Origin of the sequence: Cohnella abietis, from assembly GCF_004295585.1 — a bacterium.
GTDB classification, from domain to species: Bacteria; Bacillota; Bacilli; order Paenibacillales; family Paenibacillaceae; genus Cohnella; species Cohnella abietis.
Genome location: NZ_AP019400.1, coordinates 5,774,395 through 5,792,667, shown reverse-complemented (window position 1 = coordinate 5,792,667; position 18,273 = coordinate 5,774,395). Strand labels below are relative to the sequence as shown.

Sequence of the window (18,273 nt, the reverse complement as noted above, 5' to 3'; positions counted from 1 at the left end):
GTAACAAGGAGGATTTCCAAGATATGAATGGATTGTTAGCTGGAAAGAACATCGTAGTCATGGGCGTCGCGAACGAGCGCAGTATCGCCTGGGCTATCGCGCAATCGCTCGCTTCCCAAGGGGCTCGACTGGTGTTTACATACGAGAATGAAAGAGTACAGGAACGCGTGCGCAAGCTAGCGGATACGATTGAAGGCTCACTAACGCTGCAATGCAATGTTTCCTCTGATGAGGATATTGAGTCTCTTGCTGCAAAATTGAAGGAAGAAGTAGGCGTATTGCACGGTCTTGCACACTGTATCGCTTTTGCGAAAGCAGAAGAGCTAGACGGATTATATGTAGACACTTCCCGTGATGGCTTCGCGCTTGCACATGATGTAAGCGTATATTCCCTTACTGCAGTAGCGCAAAGACTTCATCCGCTGATGACAGAAGGTGGCAGTATCGTTACCCTGACTTATCTTGGTGCAGAACGTACTCTTCGCAATTATAACGTTATGGGCGTCGCCAAGGCAGCGCTTGAAGCTTCCGTTCGATATTTGGCAAGTGACTTGGGTCCTCAAGATATTAGAGTCAACGCCATTTCTGCTGGTCCAGTTCGTACACTGGCTGCCAAAGGAATAGCCGGCTTCAATACTATTCTTAAGCAAGTTGAAGAGAAGGCTCCACTTCGCCGTAATACGGAGGCATCAGATGTTGGAGATGCTGCCTTGTTCTTAATGAGTCCTTGGGCTCGTGGGATTACTGGCGAAGTCATTCATGTTGATAATGGCTATAATACAGTAGGAATTTAACAATTTAACTGCCTGATGTATACGGAGCTGCACCTTTGTCTATACGATGAAGGGCAGCTTCTTTCTAATCGGCCAATTGTGCTGGCGAGAATATGAAAGTGGTAAATTTTTTAGCTTATAGTAGCAATCATAGGAACCGCTTAGCCATATTTTCGTATATGATAAAAGTAGGACAAAGCAGTCGTTTGCAAACGATTACAAAAGATTAGAGGGATGAACAATGGACGCCAACCAGCCGGAAAGCATTATTGGTGGTAAAAGCTTTACCGCGGTCGCTGTCAATTGTGCGGCCAAAGCAGGGGAATGGATTAAAAGTAAAATGGGTAGCATTACCCAATTGGATACGAAATACTCGATGCACGACCTCGTAACGGAGGTTGATAAGGGCGCGGAACGAATGATTCGCAATTTAATCGTTACGCATTTCCCTACTCACTCCTTCCTAGGAGAAGAAGGGGTTGAGCCTGGGCCGGAGGCATCTGCAAAAGCATTACAGGATAAAAGCGACGCCGAGTACTTATGGATCGTTGATCCCGTGGATGGAACGACTAACTATGTGCATGGCTTTCCTTTCTTCTCCGTATCTATTGCGCTCGCGCATCGGGGACAAGTAATAGTAGGTGTCGTATATGACCCGTCGAAAGACGAGCTATTCGTTGCGGAACGGGGCAAGGGAGCATACGTACATGGTCGTAAAATGCAGGTGGCGAATGAAAGCACACTAAGCCATAGCCTGCTGGCTACGGGCTTCCCAGCGGATCAGCATGTGGCGCTACCAGCGAACCTGAAGAGTGTCCAAGCATTGGCACCCAAGGTTCGCAATATTAGAGTTGCGGGCTCGGCTGCTCTTCATCTTGCCTATGTGGCAGCAGGTCGTCTCAGTGGCTTCTGGGAATACAACCTAAGCTCATGGGATATAGCCGCGGGCTCATTGCTTGTGCAAGAAGCTGGCGGTCGTATGACGGACATAACTGGGGAATCTTATCATCTTGGAGTTCGAAATATCGTTGCAAGTAACAACCTTATTCATAATGAGCTGATTGAGGAGCTTCAGGCAGCCGCACGTACATGAGATACGGGGCTTTCGACCATCCTATGGAAAAAAGGGGGCGAAGGAATTGGAACGTAAAGAGCTAGAGCAATTAGAGGAATTGTTGGCACGAAGCTTGACTGAAGAGAAGCCGGAAGCTAAGCCAGAGGAAACGGAAGCCGAAGCATTAAAGCAGCTTCCGCCTAGATGGGAAGTTCGTATTCAATCTAAATTCGATCCGGTAGTTGAGGAAACGAAAGCTTACCGCGCCATCGCTAAAGAAGTGGACGGCAGGTATGACGATAAATAAAACGAAGGGCAGCCCTGTTAAATGGGCTGCCTTTTTTGATTTATGATTATAAAAATTCCCTATAACTTTATATTCATCTGACGAGTGTACATGGAAAATATGATAATTTTATACATTGATGCTGAAATCGCTTTCAGTTAGGATAGATGAAATGGGTACACGGAATGAGGAGTGGACAAAAGATGTTTGGGCTGGTTCGGGGCAAATGGAAGGATTTAAGAATACAGTCAAAATTTTTTATTACTTATCTTCTACTCGCTGTTATTCCTCTTAGCGGGTTTGGTGTTGCGGCTTACATTATTGCTGTGAATACGTTGGAGCAAAAAGCCAACAATTCATATCGGGTCATAACTAGTCAAATTAATTATAATGTGGACGCGGTTTTGCGAGGGATTGACCGGATGACTATCCTTCCCTTTATCGATCAGAGGATTTATTCCGCAATGACAAAGCTAAAGCTTACTACGGACACCTACACAGAAGAAGATTTCCAAACAGAAAAAGAAATAGAAAAGGAGATGAGGACCTATTTTACAAGCTTACAGGTCCTTCATGAAGGGATTATAGCCGTATATATGATTATGGACAATGATCAAGTTTATGGCTACACCCAATACTCGAATATTATTTCGCACAATACTCTAAAGGAGCAGGCTTGGTTTCAAGAAACAATCCTTAGAGACGGAGGGTTTGTTAATTCCGGATTGAGACTGGAAACCCAATTTTATAGGTCAAACGAGAAAAAAACGATTTCCCTTGCTCGGCATGTCAAGCAGGTAGATACCAATGAATCTCTAGGTGTATTCGTCGTGGATATCGATCCTTACATTTTTAACTTTTCCGCACAACAGCCACGGGATGGTTATGTGGTTATTGCGGATCAATATGGGAATATAATACATTCGTCTCTCCCCATTGATAAAGAAAGTATGACGGAATTGATGGACGCAGGCAAGGTTATAGGACCTAATATGCGATCCATTCAATGGGGAGCCCGCTCGGAAAAAATGGTGGGGGTAGCTAGTACATCAGAATATTCTGGCTGGATGACGCTATATTTAACGTCCAAGAAAGCTCTCTATCAAGATCTTAGCCATATTAGTAATCTTGCAATTGGGATTATTGTTGTCATTTTGTTATTCTCTGTTATCTTGGCCGGATTTGTAGCACGGGGGGTGGCGTCGCCCATCAAGCGACTTTCTCGCTTGATGAAGAAGGTGCAGAATGGCGACTTCCATATCTTTAGTACTATGAAACAGAAGGATGAAATAGGGCTTTTATCTGATTCCTTTAATTCCATGGTAATTGAGCTTACCCAATTAGTTGAGAGAATTAAATCCGAAGAGGAAAGTAAACGCAAAGCGGAAATCGATGCGCTGCGAGCGCAGATTAATCCTCATTTTATTTATAACACCCTTAGCGCGATTAAAATGATGGCCATGATGCAGAATGCGAATGACATTGCTAAGGTTCTAGAAATTTTTATTCATTTAATGAAATATTGCACGCGAAGCGATCGTAAATGGGTTGTTTTACAAGATGAAATTGAATTCATTAAGGATTACGTTGCTCTACTGGAGAGACGTTACATGAAACAATTCGCCATTACCTATACGAGTGATGCAGGGGCGGAGCGGGTTTGGGTTATACCTTTTTTGATTCAGCCCATCGTTGAGAATGCGATATTCCACGGACTAGATAGCGGAAATAGCAATCACAAGATAGAAATCTTGATGCGACGCGGGGATGCGTGCGATTTATTTATTGAAGTTCGGGATTACGGTACTGGAATGAGCGAGGAGAAGGTCAAGTCTCTATTAAATGCCAATGATGAGTATAAGAAAGGGCTATCTGGGACAGGGCTGAAAAACATACATGAAAGAATTGCTCTAGAATTTGGTAAACCCTATGGTCTTACTATTAAGAGTGTTATAGGAGAAGGTACAATCGTAACCATTCGCGTTCCGTGGAAGCCTGAATAAGGAGGAGCTATGAAAAATTTACTTGTTGTTGAAGATGAGACGCTAATTAGATTGGGAATGAAGGTCATGCTGGATTGGACGGAGATAGGCGTTCAAATCGTCGGAGATGCCGCGAACGGCAAAGAAGCTATGCAACTCATTGAGAGTCAGAGGATAGACATCGTTATTACCGATATTCGAATGCCTGTAATGGATGGGATAGAGTTAATTCGAATGTGTAAGGAAAAGTATCCTCATATTCGGTTCATTATTTTAAGCAGCTATGATGATTTTCAGTATGCCAGAGAAGCCATACAGCTTGGTGTTGCTGATTATATATTAAAGCCCACTATGAACGTGGAAGAAATCAAAGTATCTATAGATAAAATATTACAAACATTTCCTCAAGATGAGCTGTCGAATACGGTTCAGTCACCAATGGAATCTCTAGCTCAGCAGGAGTTATTAAAGGGGCACATCTTGGAAAATGCGCTTCAGGAGGAAGTTTTAAAGCTACGAGAAGAGGAGAAAGGGTTGTTTCACATTCCCTTTTGGCAGAGGGACATTCAAGTAGGTTTGGTGGCATCCAAAAATCAAGGCTTATCTTTAGATATCCTGTTTCAGATCATAAAAGACCATTTAGATTTCGTTAAAATGGAAGCGGTAATGCTGCGCAGTGGCGTGATCGTAGTATTTCTGAAAGAAGCAGAAACCGAAAGCTGCGGTTTTCATCTTTGGCGAGAGGAGCTCGTCTGGAAAGTAAAGCAGTCGTTAGGCACTGAAATATACTGGCATGAACGACCTGCTCAACTAGAATGGAGCCAAACCCGAAGAACGATTAATGAGATGAGCCTAAACGTAAAGCTAGAGCGTAATGAGGGAATAAGCGAGATTGTACAGAAGGCACTAGAATTTATGACGGCTCGATTTCAGGAACCAATCGGACTGGAACAGGTTGCTGATGTAGTCGGAGTAACACCTTCTTATTTCAGTAGGCTATTTAAGCACAATACAGGGCAATCCTTTATCCAATATTTAAGTAAGCTACGGTTTGAGATGGCGAAGGAGCTTTTAATGAACAGCAGTATGACTGCTGCATCAGTCGGCAAAGCGATAGGATATCCGAATCCTCGTTATTTCACGAAATGGTTTAAGGTCATGGCTGGTTTTACACCAAACGAATATCGTCAATTGAACCATTTCTAGGTCTATTCTAAAAGCCAACGATAAGCTTCTTCTTGGAGAAGCTTATTTTTATATCACAAAAAAGGTGAACCAATAGCCGATCGTGATAATACCGTTTGGCTTTGTTTGGGGGCAGTGTTCTTTTATAACCATTTAATTACATGCAAGGGCACAAAATAGACCACAAAAAAAGTGAACTCGCGCTATGCTCTAGTTAATAAAAGTGAATCTACTATATCGATTGGATCCTTGTTCATGACGGGGCATCAATTTAATATTAAAGAAGAAAGAAAGCCTTTTCATTTATTGCGAATTAGGGGGAAATACAGTGAAAAAGAATGTAACGATGCTTATGGTAATGATGCTAATTGTTTTAACAGCGCTTGCAGGATGCGGTAGCAAGACGTCGTCGACGGAAAACGATCCTAAACAAGAGGCGGCATCAACAACGACAGCAACGGACAAGGAAGAACCTGTAACGTTGAAATTTCTCCATTTTGTTCCTTACTCTAAAGCAGCGCTTGATAAGTTTCATGAGAAATATCCGTATATTACGATTCAATTTGAACAGGTGGATACTGTAAATTATGCGACTGTTCTAAAGTCAAGGCTTGCTGCAAAAGCTGATGTGGATATTATTGGACTACATGCAACTCAGGAAGAGCTCGGTTGGGCAGCGCAAAACAATAGCTTGATTGATCTTTCGGGAGCTCCATATTTAGACAACATCATGCCAGCGGCAGTACAAGCAGGGACTGTTGATGGTAAAGTCTACGCATTTGCTCAAGGTACGTATGCGATTGGAGTCTGGTATAACAAAGGTATCTTTGAGCAAGCAAAAGTGGAGATTCCGACAAATTGGACTGATTTTCTAGCAGCTGCAGAGAAGATCAAGCAAACAGGCGTAGCACCGCTAGTCATATCTGGGAAGGATACTTGGACGACCAGCTACTACACAATGCCCCAGTGGATTGAGCTCGAAACAGAACAATCCGCATTAATAACCAAGCTAAAAACCGGAGAAGCCAAATGGACGGACCCGGAGTTTACTAATGCATATAAACAAGTGGAAGAATTAGTGAACAAAGGCTATTTCCTTAATGGAAAAGGTGCCGTTGGTATTACCTACGATCAAGCTGTATTAGCACTACAGCAAGGGAAAGCTGCTATGTGGATTATGGGAAGCTGGGCGATTGATAAGTTCGAGGCTGATTTTAAGGACATTAACGTCGGGGTATTTCCTTATCCGACCAATGATGCAAGCAAGCAGACGGTTGTACCACAAGTGAGCGATGCTTTATTAAGCGGTATTGCTTGGTCTAAGCACCAAGATGCAGTGAAGAAGTTTATTGAGTTCTCAGCTTCAGTTGAAAGCGGATCCTTGCAAGCTTCGGAGCAAAAAATCGTGAGTACTGTAAAAGGGGCAGCAGCGGATTTCCATCCGCTGGCGAAAGAGTGGCTACCATTATTTGATATTGCAAAGCCTGAGGCAACACCTATACTCTCAACGGCAGTGGTGATCGAAGCAGGTTCTCAAATACAAAAGCTGCTGCTCGGGGGCAAAGCTGTAGATGTTGTCGCTACTCTTCAAACAGCCCAGGAGAAAGAAAATAAGTCCGCTAAGTAGTCAATAAGCAGGTGAAGGAAAATAATTTACCAAAGGGAGAGTTCGCTCTCCCTTTGTCATATCAATCTAGCATAATCAGAGAGATGATGCTGACTAAATATTAAAGGAGTAGGGTAGGGTGAGTGAAAAAAAGAGAGAGCTCTTACGTTTTATGATGTTTGTATTGCCTGCTATGGGGATATACAGCTTATTCTATGCGTATCCGATATTAAGCGGTTTTTATTACTCCTTTACGAACTGGAATGGCTTCGGAGATACCGCGCTGTTCAATGGGTTGGACAATTTTATTGAATTGGTTCACGACGAACTAATCCTTATCGCAATTAAAAATAATATCATTTTATCGGTTGTCATTATTATTGTTCAGAATGCACTGGCGTTGATTTTTGCTATTTTGCTTAATAAGAAAATGAAAGGGCATACCATTTTCCGAGCGGTATTTTTTATTCCTGTCTTACTTAGCACCGCGGTTATTGGTTATATATGGGAATATATTTTCAGTCCGTTACAGGGTGTTCTTCACGTAATATTTAATTCTCTTGGTTTTACAACCTTGGCCGAGATTAATTGGTTAGGAGATCCGACTTATGCGATTTATTCAATATGCGCGGTAGTCATATGGCAATTTACAGGATACTCAATGGTCATTTATATCGCGGGTCTACAGACGATTCCGAAAGATTTATACGAGGCTGCTGAAATTGATGGAGCAGGCGCATGGCACAAATTAAAGCAAATTACGATTCCGCTTTTAGCGCCGGCTTTTACGATAAATATGATGATTTCAATGATTGGTTGCTTAAAAATGTTCGATCAGGTTTATTTGCTCACGCAGGGCGGCCCTGCACATCAAACTGAGGTATTCGGCACATTGATTTACGGCATTGCTTTTAAGTCGCAACGACTGGGCTATGGAGCGGCAATTGCAATGGTTCTTACGATCGCCATCGTGCTTATTTCAACTATCCAATACTACTTTATGCGTAAGAGGGAGGTTGAATATTAATGAAGCTACGAGCAATTAGAAATCATTTCAGTATGTATGTGGTTCTTATTTTGGCTGCATTATGTATTATTTCACCGCTATGTATCATGGTTTTCACTTCCGTTAAGAGTAACGCAGATTATATTAAAGATCCGTTGGGGCTTCCTAATCCGCTTTTCATAAAAAATTATGCATTGGCTTGGGTAAATGGCGGATTGCTACAGAATGCAATGAATAGCCTTATTCTTACTGGAGGCTCGATCTTAGCTATTATCGGTACTGGTGCCCTTGCAGCATTTGCGGTAGCACGATTTAGAATGGTAAAAATTGCTCCAATCGTATTTGCAGTGTTTGTTGCTGGCTTAATTCTTCCGGGTCAAGTGGGACTTATTCCGTTATTTATGCAAATGCAGGAAATGGGACTATACAACACGCAAATCGGACTCATTTTAATTTATACGGCGCAAGGTTTGCCGATTACAATTTTTATATTTACTAAGTTTTATAATAGTATTCCGTATGAAATAGATGAATCCGCGAAAATAGATGGCGCAAGCATGTGGACGTTGTTTTTCAAAATTATATTCCCGTTGGTGCTTCCGGCTACGGTCACCAATATTATTTTTAATATGATTGGGATATGGAACGATTTTTTTAACCCGCTTATTTTTACGAGTGATGCCTCGCATCGAACGCTGCCTCTAGGGCTCGTAGCGTTTAAGGGACAGTTCAGTACCGATTGGCCACAATTATTCGCTGCTTCAACTATGATCGCTTTGCCTATTCTTATGCTATATATCTTTCTACAACGATTTATGATAGATGGCTTAACCGCTGGCGCCATTAAAGGATAAATAGGAGGAAGCAAAATGAAAATACTTCTAAATGAAGATTGGCAGATGACCTGGGAGCCTCTCTATCGTCAAGCAAGTGATTTTGTTCTAGTTAGAAACAAGCAAGATAATTGGTTTCATACCAATCTCCCTTGCGATGTGCATATGCCGCTGATCGAGCAGGGGGTAATTGCTGAGCCGTTAGTGGCTGATCAATGCTTTGCAAGCGAATGGACGGAAAAGCGTTCTTGGTGGTTTAAGAAGGAGTTTCAGATCACAGAGGAGCAGTTATCGTCTGAACGAATCGTAATTACATTCGAGGCTCTGGATGTAGAGGCGGATATTTGGTTGAACGATAAGCACCTAGATCATCACCGCAGCGCGTTTTACCCGTTTTCTTGTGATATCAAAGAAAATGCTCAAGTGGGTACGAATCAGCTGATCGTGAGGGTTACTTCGGGCTTGGAGCTTGTTCCCGAACAGGAGCTTGCTATGGTCCATGCGACGAATGTCATTGTCGAGAACGATCACGTGGGGCAGCGAAGCGACTATAGACGGGCAATGGTTCGAAAGCCGCAATACGTATATGGGTGGGATTGGGGACCAAGGGTAGCCACATGCGGGATTACGGGGAATGTAACGATCGATTTTATCAATCGTTTTCAGATCCGGGATGTTTATGTCACGACAACAGCAATAACCGAAGGGAAGACCGCGCAATTAAGCTTTCGAGTAGAATTGGAAAATGTACATCCCTTCCAAACGATGGTAACCGATCTTGAGCTTGAGGTTTTATTTGGCCATAACCAAGTAGCGATCCTTCAGACAGAACAGTATCTTCGTTCTGGACTAAATTACGTAACGCTTCAGCTAGAGGTTCCAAATGCCAAGCTTTGGTGGCCTAATGGGATGGGGGAGCAGCCGCTTTATTCGGTTCGGCTATCTGCCGAATCCAAATCTCACCGCGTGAATTATCCATCTTTTTCCTTTGGGATACGTACACTAAGATTAAATATGGATAAGCTGCATCAAGGCGAAGATGAGCGCGCTTTTGCATTCGAGATTAATGGAGTGACGGTATTCAGTAAAGGAGCAAACTGGATTCCGGCAGATTCAATTTATGCCCGAGTTACGGATGAGCAATATGACACCTTGATAAGGGAAGCTAAGGAAGCCAATTTCAATATGCTACGCATCTGGGGTGGAGGATTATACGAAAGAGATATTTTCTATGAGAAATGCGACGAGTACGGCATTCTTATCTGGCATGACTTTATGTTTGCTTGCGCCAAATACCCGGATCATCTAGCGTGGTTCCGTGAAGAAACGGAACGGGAAATGGACTACCAGACGCGCCGATTGCGCAATCATTGCTCGCTTGCTTTGTGGTGCGGTAACAATGAAAATCATTGGGGCTTCGATGAATGGTGGAACGATACGGAAGCTCCGGAATTTTACGGTGGTGCCCATTGTTACAATGAGATTGCGCCGCGCATAGTTGAGCGCAATTGTCCGGTAATTCCCTACTGGAACAGCTCGCCTTACGGGGGAGAGCATCCGAATGGCAGTTTATCTGGAGATAGACATCATTGGCACGATTGCACGATGCACGCAGAGATGGAAAAAAGAATTACTCCTGAAGAATATGATAAAGTGACCGCTAAATTTGTCTCGGAATACGGGTATATAGGTCCCTGCCGTAAATCTTCGATCGAAGCTTATCACAATGGGCAACCTCTTGATCGAACGAGCAAGGTATGGCAGCTTCACAACAATACTTTCGAGAAGGATACAGTGCTTGCAGGAATTAACAAGCATTATTTGGACTCGCAGGAGCTCGAGATTGATGATTATCTCCTGTATGCCGGATTGTGCCAAGGCTTAATGCTGGGTTACTCGCTTGAATCCCTTCGCTCAAAACCATTTTGCTCTGGAGCCTTGTTCTGGATGTACAACGATTGCTGGGGCGAGGTGGGCTGGACGATTATTGACTATTATCTCAAGCGCAAAATTTCCTATTATTTCGTTAAGAGGGCATTCGAGCCCGTTAAGCTAATTATTCGTCAGGAGCAGGGTGTAATTCGACTGATAGCAATTAACGAAACGGATGAAACGATCAAGGAAACGCTAGAGTACGGTAGGTCTAGCTTCGACGGAGTAGAGAAGGCTGCTGACACGCTTGAAGTAAGCTTAGCTCCTTATTCTCGCAAAATCGTGTTTGAATGGATGATGAATCAGGCGGATACAACGGAGTCTTTCTACTATGCGAAGCCTTTGAGCAATGCTGGGATGAAGCCGGCGATATTAAGAACCCATCCCTTTAGACAGCTTCGAATATTAGAATCGCAGCTTACTCTATCAAATATTAGACAAGAGGAAAATGCTATTTATTTTACGGTAGCTAGTGAGGCTTATGCCCATGCTGTTCATTTCGGATTAGCGGATCATGTACGTTTAAGCGATGAGTACTTTGATCTCTTGCCTGGCGAACAGCGAGATGTAACGGTATGGATTTCCGCTACGGAGGGTTTAGTACCGAGTGAAATCGTGCCGAGGGCTATTACAGTCAAATAAAGGGGAAATAGCTGACATACACCCCAAAATCGCAGATATAACCTCTCACACTCATTGGGATCGGGAATGGTAAATACCCTTCGAACTGCATCATCTTTGCTAAATGAAGCTCATAGATACCTTGCTAGAGGTATTAGATAGCGATTCGGAATTCCATAGCTTTATCGATGTCCAGCCAGCAGAAATAATAACTCTTGCGAGTACAATAAGCTCAGCGGGCTAGCGAAAAAGCCATGAATCTCAACATTTGTTGAAAATTCATGGCTTTTGCCGTTTTGCAAGATTTTATATTTTCATTCTCATTATCACTTAACCGGAAGCTGTCCGAACAATCCGCCATCCCCGAACAGGGTTTGCTGCAGATCTTCCCATCCCGATAAATTGTCATCCACGGTGAGGATTGTTACATTGGCAAATACATCTGTGAAATGCTCGGTTATGGATGCGAAGCGTGATCTGAAGAAGTGTTCGGCCGCAAGGGTTTGTGCTTCTTCAGTAAATAAGTAATCAGCATAAGCATTGGCAACCTCTTTAACGCCTTTTGCATCAGCATTGCTGTCTACAACAGAAATGACGGGTTCAATGGCTAGAGTGACGGAAGGAACAATAACCTCGACCTTGCCTTTTCCCGTTGAGCTGGCAATCCGTAGAGCGTTGCTTTCGGTTGTGACCCATACGTCTCCTTCGTTCTTCTCAATAAAGGAGCTTTCGGCTTCCTGATCGTCTTTAGCAAGCAAAGACACATGCTGGTGGAAGTCTGTTACGAATGCTTTTGCAGCATCTGAGTCATCCGCTTGCTTATCAAGTGAGTATGCCCAGGCTGCTGCATAGTACCATCGTGCATCTGAATAGGTTGTTGGATTTGAAGTTACGATTTTAACGTCTGGCTTCACCAAATCCTCCCAATCAGAGATGCCCTTCGGGTTCCCAGTGCGAACGATAAAAGCGACCGTTGTCGAAAAAGGAGAGCTGTTATAATCATACCGCTGCTGCCAGCCCTCATTGATGAGTCCTTTTGCTTGAATAGCATCAATATCGATGCCAACGCCAAGTGTCGTAACATCGGCCTTTAATTGTCCACCAATAATAGCTTCTTTTTGAGTAGATGAGTTACCTGCGGGTAGCTCAATGGTTACGTCTTGACCTGTGCGAGACTTCCAATTTTTTATAAAGCCATCATCAATTTCTTTGAATAAATCCGCAGTTCCGTCAGAAACAGCATTAAGGAGTGACGCGGATTTGCTGTAATCCGATGAAGGTATAGCTTCATTCGCGGTGTCTTTATTTTTTCCCGAGCAAGCAGTAACTGTTAATAAAATAAGTGCCAAAATACCGATCCCAATAGCGCGGCTGCGCGTGCTGTAGCGCTGTTTCATAAAAATGACCCCTCTTCGTTAAGTTATCAAAACCAATAGTAATAATTGGAATTAATGAAGAGATTGTAGCAAGCGAATAAACTTATTGTCAATGCTTAATTCATAGTTGACAACTAGGAATAGTCTGGAATATGATGGGATTATTCATAAGGATCGTGCCAACGCGCCGACCGGTAAACCGGAGGCCTCGACTCATATCCGCGAATGCTTCATTAGTTGAGCTACGTGTATGTGTACATTTGAGGCCTTTTGCGTTTGCAAAATTTCTTAATTATAAAGGAGAGTCAACCGCATGAGGAAATCATTCCGCTTTATCCTGCTTACCGCATTGGTATTTGTTTTATCCACGACATCAGTATTTGGTGCCGTAACGAAGAAATCTGAGAAGAAGAGCGTCAACCTTCTAAATGTATCTTACGATCCTACTCGTGAGCTATATGTGGATTACAATGCAGCCTTCGCTAAGTATTGGGAAAAGAAAACAGGTCAGAAGGTAAACATCAAGCAATCTCATGGCGGTTCAGGTGCACAAGCTCGTTCAGTTATTGATGGATTGGAAGCAGACGTTGTGACATTGGCTCTAGAATATGATGTAACGGCAATCGAGAACAAAGGTTTTATCTCCAAAGGGTGGCAGAAGCGTCTTGCTAACAATAGCGCACCTTATAAATCTACAATTGTTTTCCTAGTTCGCAAGGGCAATCCTAAAAACATTAAAGACTGGGACGATCTAATTAAGACTGATGTGAAGGTAATTACACCAAATCCAAAAACCTCAGGCGGAGCACGTTGGAACTATCTTGCAGCATGGGGCTACGCTTTGAAAAACAATAACAATAGCCAGGACAAAGCGAAGGACTTCGTTAAGAAGCTTTTCCAAAATGTCCCTGTGTTAGATACCGGAGCTAGAGGCTCTACGAATACATTTGTTGAAAAAGGTATCGGCGACGTACTACTTGCTTGGGAGAACGAAGCTTACTTATCTAAGAAAGAATATGGTGATAAGTTTGAAATTGTAACTCCATCCCTTAGTATTCTTGCTGAGCCAACTGTAGCCGTAGTTACTAAAAATGTAAGCAAGCATGACACTCGTCAAGTAGCGACTGCTTATCTTGATTACCTCTACACTGAGGAAGGTCAACGGATAGCTGCACGTAACTTCTATCGTCCAATTAATGCAAAGGTTGCGAAGGAATTCGAGAAAAGCTTCCCTGCTCTTAACCTGATCACAATTAATGATTTTGGTGGCTGGGATAAAGCACAAGCTGAGCATTTTGCCGATAAAGGGACGTTTGACCAAATTTACTTGAAAAAATAATCGATAAATCATTTATCAAATTTATATTGATGAGGGGAAAATCCATATGACTAATACACGTCCATCCGTTCGTAAAGGACTTCTAATCGCTGCTGCTGCACTCGTAGCAGTTCAAATCGCAAGCTTCGGTCACGCATCTGCAGCATCAGCAGCTGCTTCCAGCACCATCATAAATGTTGGTGGGCTAGTACAGACTGGTTTGACTACTGCAACGATCAAGGGTGTAACTTACTTATCTGTTAAGCCGTTTGCCGCTGCATTAGGGGTTACTGTTAAATGGGAGCAAGCGACCAAAACAACAACGCTGACTCAAGGAACCAGAACTGTTAAGTTCGACGTTGATGCTAAGAAGGCGCTTGTTAACGGCAAGAGTGTCGCTCTTCCGAGTGCAGCAATTTGGAATGATGGAGCAGTGTGGGTTCCTGCGCGTTACATTGCTGAGACATTTGGTGCCACAATTGGATTGGATAAAGCGACTTCGACACTAACAATCACTCCAAGGCTTCATCCGTTCGAGAGTGACGACAAGCAAGGCTATGTCAATGTTTTTGGTGAAATAGTTATTGCGGCTCAATATGATGAGGCTAACGCATTCAGCGAAGGCTTGGCTATTGTTAATAAAGATGGTAAATACGGTTATATCGATATCAATGGAAAAGCAGTTATTGCTCCTCAATTTGACGAAGCCTATGATTTCTCGGATGGATTGGCTTTGGTAGTTAAAGCGGATGGCACTTCTGCTTACATCGATGCTAAAGGAAAAACCATTCTGACTCCATTTTACGACGAGTCGTTTGATTTCTCTGAAGGCTTAGCGCTTGTTCGTATCGGAGACTTGTTTGGCTACATCGATCACAAGGGCAAGGAAGTAATCAAGCTGCAGTTCGAGGATGCATTCTATTTCAATAATGGCTTGGCTGCTGTTCAAATCGATGGTAAATATGGTTATATCGACAAAACAGGAAAAATTGCTATTCCTGCGATATATCAGCATGCATTTGATTTTAGCAATGGACTTGGACTTGTTCAAGCAGAAGGAGCAGACGGTGAAGGCGCGTTCGGATATGTGAATGCCCAAGGAGTATTAGCTGTTCCTGCTAAGAATGCTCAAGGCTTTTCCTTTAGTGAAGGTCTTGCTGCAGTTAGTAACGATGGTGTATTCAGCTACGTGAATAGCAAAGGCGAGACAGTTCTTAGTACTAAATATGAAGATGTTGGAGACTTCCATGACGGCTTGGCTTCTTTCGAGGAAGGCGGTAAATACGGCTTCATCAATAGAAGTGGCGAGGTTGCCATTAAACCAACATTCGATTCGGTCGAAGCATTCAATAAAGGACTTGCGCGTGTCGTTGTAGGCACGGAAGCAAAACTAATCAATGTTAAGGGTAAAGTTGTTGCTAAAGCTGCATCTCCAGCAGTTGAGGTAGCTGCCCCAACACCTGCACCGGCAACCACTCCAGCGCCAGCAGCTACGCCAGCACCAGCGACTAAATAAGAAACATAGATAGGCGAGAAGGGCTTCTGCGATCCAATAGGATTGTAGGGGCTCTTTTTTATGCACACAAAGATAACTGGGAGATTGTTGTTGACATTCTATCTTCTCGCTGATAACCTTAAACGTAATCGTTACTATTAACAAATTGTTTCGGTTTTATTTTTATCATCTAATCGTAATTATTACGATTTAAATGAAGAAAGTAAAGGGTGAGTACTTTGTTATTGGCTTCAATGAAACAGGTCGTCTTTGGCTATGGGGATTCACCCTGCTTGGAGGACGTGGACGTAGAGATTCATTCAGGTGAATTTGTTGCTGTGACAGGTCCCAATGGTGCTTCGAAAACTACGCTGCTAAAGCTTGCACTTGGGCTGCTTCAGCCTTGGAGTGGTGAGGTAAGTAGGGTTCGATGTCGCAAAGATGGCAAAAAGCTGGCTGTGGGCTATGTGCCGCAGCAGGTCGCAGCGTTTAACAGTGGATTTCCGAGTAAGGTGCTTGAATTTGTATGTTCAGGTACATACATGCGAGGCTCCTGGCTTAGAAGAATCAACCGCAAAGACAGGGAGTTAGCTGAGCAAGCATTGAAGCAGATTGGAATGTGGGAACAGCGGAATCGGAAGATCGGTGAGCTATCAGGCGGGCAGAAGCAACGGATATGTATTGCAAGAGCGCTGGCACAGGAGCCTGACTTGCTTGTGCTGGATGAGCCTACTACTGGGATGGATGCGCAGAGTCGTGTTCAGTTATATGAGTTGCTGCACAGTTGTGTCAATAAGAGAGGGGTAACCGTAGTTATGGTAACCCACGACTTATCTGAGGCGGGCTCCTATTTAGATCGTATTATCCAGCTGGAGCGAAAGGAGGTAGGGGGATGGAAATGCTGCACTACGACTTCATGCAAAGGGCATTTTTCGCTGGTGGGGTCATTGCCTTAATTGCTTCAGTGCTTGGCGTGTATCTCATGCTGAGAAGGCAGGCGTTGATGGCGGATATGCTATCCCATGTTTCATTGGCTGGTGTGGCGGCGGGCGCGCTGTTGAAAATAAATCCGGCATTATCAGGTTTTGTAATAGCTGTTATCGGAGCCATAGTCGTTGAATATGTGCGTAGGTCGTATAAGTCCTATTCTGAGGTTTCTATCGCAATTATTATGATAGGCGGACTTTCAACCGCTGTAGTCTTGATGTCCATGAACCCAGGCATTAGTCGAGGATTCTCTTCGTACTTATTCGGATCGGTTGTCTCGGTGCAAAGGACGGAAATCATTCTCGTCATTGCTGTTGCGTTAGTAGGAGGGTTATTTTTCTACCTTCTGAGAAAGCCATTATATCTAATTACTTTTGATGAGGAAACGGCGAGAGCAAATGGAGTTCCTGTTAGGCTGCTTTCACTACTGTTCAGCATTATAACAGGGATGATCGTCGCTGCTGCTATGCCTATCGTTGGAGTGTTGCTAGTTTCCTCTTTAATTGTCTTGCCTGCAGCGTTGGCGATTCGACTGGCTCCTAGCTTTTCTTGGGCACTGTGGCTTGCGATGATAATCGGAGTGGTTGGAGTATTTTCCGGTTTGACGGCCTCTTACGAATTGAGTACTCCTCCTGGAGGGACCATCGCATTAACTTTATTAGTGTTCCTGATTGCAGGAATTACGGGTAAGAAAGTGTTCGTGAAGTTAAGCAAGTTAAGGAATAAAAGATATGTGACAGAAACGGAACGGCTTCAGCTAGAACCGCCAGTCATTCATTAATTCATATTTTATAGTTATCAGGAGGAAATCAGAAATGAAAGCATTAAACAAAGGGTTGTTAAGCATTGCAATTGCATCATTGGTTATATCGGGCTGTGGAAACACAAATGGGAGTCATACGTCTAATGGGGATAAATTGAAGATTGTGGCCACGTTTTACCCTATGGTTGAGTTTACTAAGCAGGTTGCCGGAGATCATGCCGAGGTTGTGGGACTCATTCCATCTGGTGCTGAGCCGCATGATTGGGAGCCATCGCCAAAGGATGTCGCTGCCATTCAGAAAGCAGATGTGTTTGTATACAACGGAATCGTGGAGAGCTGGGTGGAGAAAACCCTGGCTAGTGCGATAAATGATAAGAGGGTAGATGTGGAAGCGAGTAAAGGCATCGTATTAATGGAAGGTGTAGGCGAGCACGAACATGAGCACGACCACGAACATGACCATGACCACGAGCATGCGGAAGGGGACGTAGATCATGATGAGGATGGTCATGAGGCCGAGCATTCTTTGGACCCCCACGTATGGCTGGATCCATCATTAGCTCAGCAAGAGGTTCGTAACATTCAGGCAGCATTAGAGCAAGCAGATCCTGATCACAAAGACGAGTATAAGGCGAATGCAGATGCATATGTTGCGAAGCTCAAGGCTTTGGATGAGAAATTTAGGGAAGATCTTAAGGACTCCAAGCGTAAGGAATTCGTTACTCAGCATGCCGCTTTTGGCTATTTGGCAAGGACATACGGATTGATCCAAATTCCGATTGCTGGATTATCGCCTGAGCAGGAGCCGTCTCCGGAGAAGATGGCGGAGGTTATCAAACTTGCTAAAGAGCATGATGTCAGGACCATTTTCTTCGAGACACTTGTTGACCCTAAAATAGCCAAAACGATTGCGGAAGAAATCGGTGCGAGCACCGATGTATTGAACCCTCTTGAAGGCCTGACGGAGGAAGAGGTAAGCAAAGGCTTGGATTACATTGGCATTATGACTAACAATCTTGCTGGTCTTATAAAAGCTTTAAATAAATAAGTTAAGGG

General features: G+C 43.6%; 15 protein-coding genes. 14 read left to right on the top strand and 1 reads right to left on the bottom strand.

Features of this window, described 5'->3' with window-relative positions; genetic code table 11:
* Nucleotides 1–23 precede the first annotated feature (23 nt).
* The 9 genes from fabI (at nucleotide 24) to KCTCHS21_RS25345 (ending at nucleotide 11,299) form a co-directional block, all read left to right on the top strand.
* Nucleotides 24–794 carry an enoyl-ACP reductase FabI gene (gene fabI, locus KCTCHS21_RS25385; RefSeq protein WP_130614658.1) on the top strand — a complete coding sequence of 257 codons (771 nt, stop codon included), beginning with the start codon at nucleotides 24–26 and terminating at the stop codon, nucleotides 792–794.
* Between the two features lie 220 nt (nucleotides 795–1,014).
* Nucleotides 1,015–1,866 (top strand): inositol monophosphatase family protein, encoded by an 852-nt coding sequence (locus KCTCHS21_RS25380; RefSeq protein ID WP_130614655.1) that lies wholly within the window; start codon nucleotides 1,015–1,017, stop codon nucleotides 1,864–1,866.
* 46 nt (nucleotides 1,867–1,912) lie between these two features.
* Entirely contained in the window at nucleotides 1,913–2,134 is a 222-nt protein-coding gene (locus KCTCHS21_RS25375) for a hypothetical protein (RefSeq protein ID WP_130614653.1), read from the top strand.
* Nucleotides 2,135–2,316: 182 nt separating this feature from the next.
* Nucleotides 2,317–4,116 (top strand): cache domain-containing sensor histidine kinase, encoded by a 1,800-nt coding sequence (locus KCTCHS21_RS25370; protein WP_162309381.1) that lies wholly within the window; start codon nucleotides 2,317–2,319, stop codon nucleotides 4,114–4,116.
* A 9-nt stretch (nucleotides 4,117–4,125) separates the two neighbouring features.
* The gene (locus KCTCHS21_RS25365) at nucleotides 4,126–5,301 is read left to right on the top strand and encodes a response regulator (RefSeq protein ID WP_130614649.1); all 1,176 of its coding nucleotides are present in this window, start codon (nucleotides 4,126–4,128) and stop codon (nucleotides 5,299–5,301) included.
* Between the two features lie 307 nt (nucleotides 5,302–5,608).
* A complete protein-coding gene (locus KCTCHS21_RS25360) occupies nucleotides 5,609–6,907 on the top strand; it encodes an ABC transporter substrate-binding protein (protein ID WP_130614647.1) in 1,299 nt (432 codons plus the stop codon).
* 118 nt (nucleotides 6,908–7,025) lie between these two features.
* Nucleotides 7,026–7,913, top strand: coding sequence for a carbohydrate ABC transporter permease (locus tag KCTCHS21_RS25355; RefSeq protein WP_232057961.1), 888 nt, complete (start codon nucleotides 7,026–7,028; stop codon nucleotides 7,911–7,913).
* The gene (locus KCTCHS21_RS25350) at nucleotides 7,913–8,746 is read left to right on the top strand and encodes a carbohydrate ABC transporter permease (protein ID WP_130614645.1); all 834 of its coding nucleotides are present in this window, start codon (nucleotides 7,913–7,915) and stop codon (nucleotides 8,744–8,746) included. Before KCTCHS21_RS25355 ends, KCTCHS21_RS25350 begins: the two co-directional genes overlap by 1 nt.
* Before the next feature lie 15 nt (nucleotides 8,747–8,761).
* Nucleotides 8,762–11,299 carry a glycoside hydrolase family 2 protein gene (locus KCTCHS21_RS25345; protein WP_130614643.1) on the top strand — a complete coding sequence of 846 codons (2,538 nt, stop codon included), beginning with the start codon at nucleotides 8,762–8,764 and terminating at the stop codon, nucleotides 11,297–11,299.
* 305 nt (nucleotides 11,300–11,604) lie between these two features.
* Here the strand turns inward: KCTCHS21_RS25345 and KCTCHS21_RS25340 are convergent, their stop codons facing one another.
* Nucleotides 11,605–12,675, bottom strand: a complete 1,071-nt coding sequence (locus KCTCHS21_RS25340) for a sulfate ABC transporter substrate-binding protein (RefSeq protein ID WP_130614641.1) — start codon at nucleotides 12,673–12,675, stop codon at nucleotides 11,605–11,607.
* Nucleotides 12,676–12,967: 292 nt separating this feature from the next.
* On the opposite strand from KCTCHS21_RS25340, the gene KCTCHS21_RS25335 reads away from it, so the two are divergent.
* From KCTCHS21_RS25335 to KCTCHS21_RS25315, 5 genes are all read left to right on the top strand, one after another.
* The gene (locus tag KCTCHS21_RS25335) at nucleotides 12,968–13,993 is read left to right on the top strand and encodes a sulfate ABC transporter substrate-binding protein (RefSeq protein WP_130614639.1); all 1,026 of its coding nucleotides are present in this window, start codon (nucleotides 12,968–12,970) and stop codon (nucleotides 13,991–13,993) included.
* A gap of 46 nt (nucleotides 13,994–14,039) precedes the next feature.
* Nucleotides 14,040–15,488, top strand: coding sequence for a WG repeat-containing protein (locus tag KCTCHS21_RS25330; RefSeq protein WP_130614636.1), 1,449 nt, complete (start codon nucleotides 14,040–14,042; stop codon nucleotides 15,486–15,488).
* Nucleotides 15,489–15,706: 218 nt separating this feature from the next.
* Nucleotides 15,707–16,423, top strand: a complete 717-nt coding sequence (locus KCTCHS21_RS25325) for a metal ABC transporter ATP-binding protein (RefSeq protein WP_170211465.1) — start codon at nucleotides 15,707–15,709, stop codon at nucleotides 16,421–16,423.
* On the top strand, nucleotides 16,360–17,235 hold the full coding sequence (locus tag KCTCHS21_RS25320; RefSeq protein WP_130614632.1) for a metal ABC transporter permease: 876 nt from the start codon (nucleotides 16,360–16,362) through the stop codon (nucleotides 17,233–17,235). The genes KCTCHS21_RS25325 and KCTCHS21_RS25320 overlap by 64 nt, the downstream gene beginning before the upstream one ends.
* Nucleotides 17,236–17,269: 34 nt before the next feature.
* Nucleotides 17,270–18,265: a metal ABC transporter substrate-binding protein gene (locus KCTCHS21_RS25315; RefSeq protein ID WP_179952639.1), complete on the top strand. Its 996-nt coding sequence runs from the start codon at nucleotides 17,270–17,272 to the stop codon at nucleotides 18,263–18,265.
* Nucleotides 18,266–18,273 lie beyond the last annotated feature (8 nt).

What these genes read in the sequence shown, in the direction of transcription:
- KCTCHS21_RS25330 (WP_130614636.1), top strand. Translation starts at nt 14,040, where the DNA reads ATGACTAATACACGTCCATCCGTTCGTAAAGGACTTCTAATCGCTGCT.
- KCTCHS21_RS25320 (WP_130614632.1), top strand. Translation starts at nt 16,360, where the DNA reads ATGGAAATGCTGCACTACGACTTCATGCAAAGGGCATTTTTCGCTGGT.
- KCTCHS21_RS25365 (WP_130614649.1), top strand. Translation starts at nt 4,126, where the DNA reads ATGAAAAATTTACTTGTTGTTGAAGATGAGACGCTAATTAGATTGGGA.
- KCTCHS21_RS25380 (WP_130614655.1), top strand. Translation starts at nt 1,015, where the DNA reads ATGGACGCCAACCAGCCGGAAAGCATTATTGGTGGTAAAAGCTTTACC.
- KCTCHS21_RS25335 (WP_130614639.1), top strand. Translation starts at nt 12,968, where the DNA reads ATGAGGAAATCATTCCGCTTTATCCTGCTTACCGCATTGGTATTTGTT.
- KCTCHS21_RS25340 (WP_130614641.1), bottom strand. Translation starts at nt 12,675, where the DNA reads ATGAAACAGCGCTACAGCACGCGCAGCCGCGCTATTGGGATCGGTATT.
- KCTCHS21_RS25370 (WP_162309381.1), top strand. Translation starts at nt 2,317, where the DNA reads ATGTTTGGGCTGGTTCGGGGCAAATGGAAGGATTTAAGAATACAGTCA.
- fabI (WP_130614658.1), top strand. Translation starts at nt 24, where the DNA reads ATGAATGGATTGTTAGCTGGAAAGAACATCGTAGTCATGGGCGTCGCG.
- KCTCHS21_RS25315 (WP_179952639.1), top strand. Translation starts at nt 17,270, where the DNA reads ATGAAAGCATTAAACAAAGGGTTGTTAAGCATTGCAATTGCATCATTG.
- KCTCHS21_RS25345 (WP_130614643.1), top strand. Translation starts at nt 8,762, where the DNA reads ATGAAAATACTTCTAAATGAAGATTGGCAGATGACCTGGGAGCCTCTC.
- KCTCHS21_RS25350 (WP_130614645.1), top strand. Translation starts at nt 7,913, where the DNA reads ATGAAGCTACGAGCAATTAGAAATCATTTCAGTATGTATGTGGTTCTT.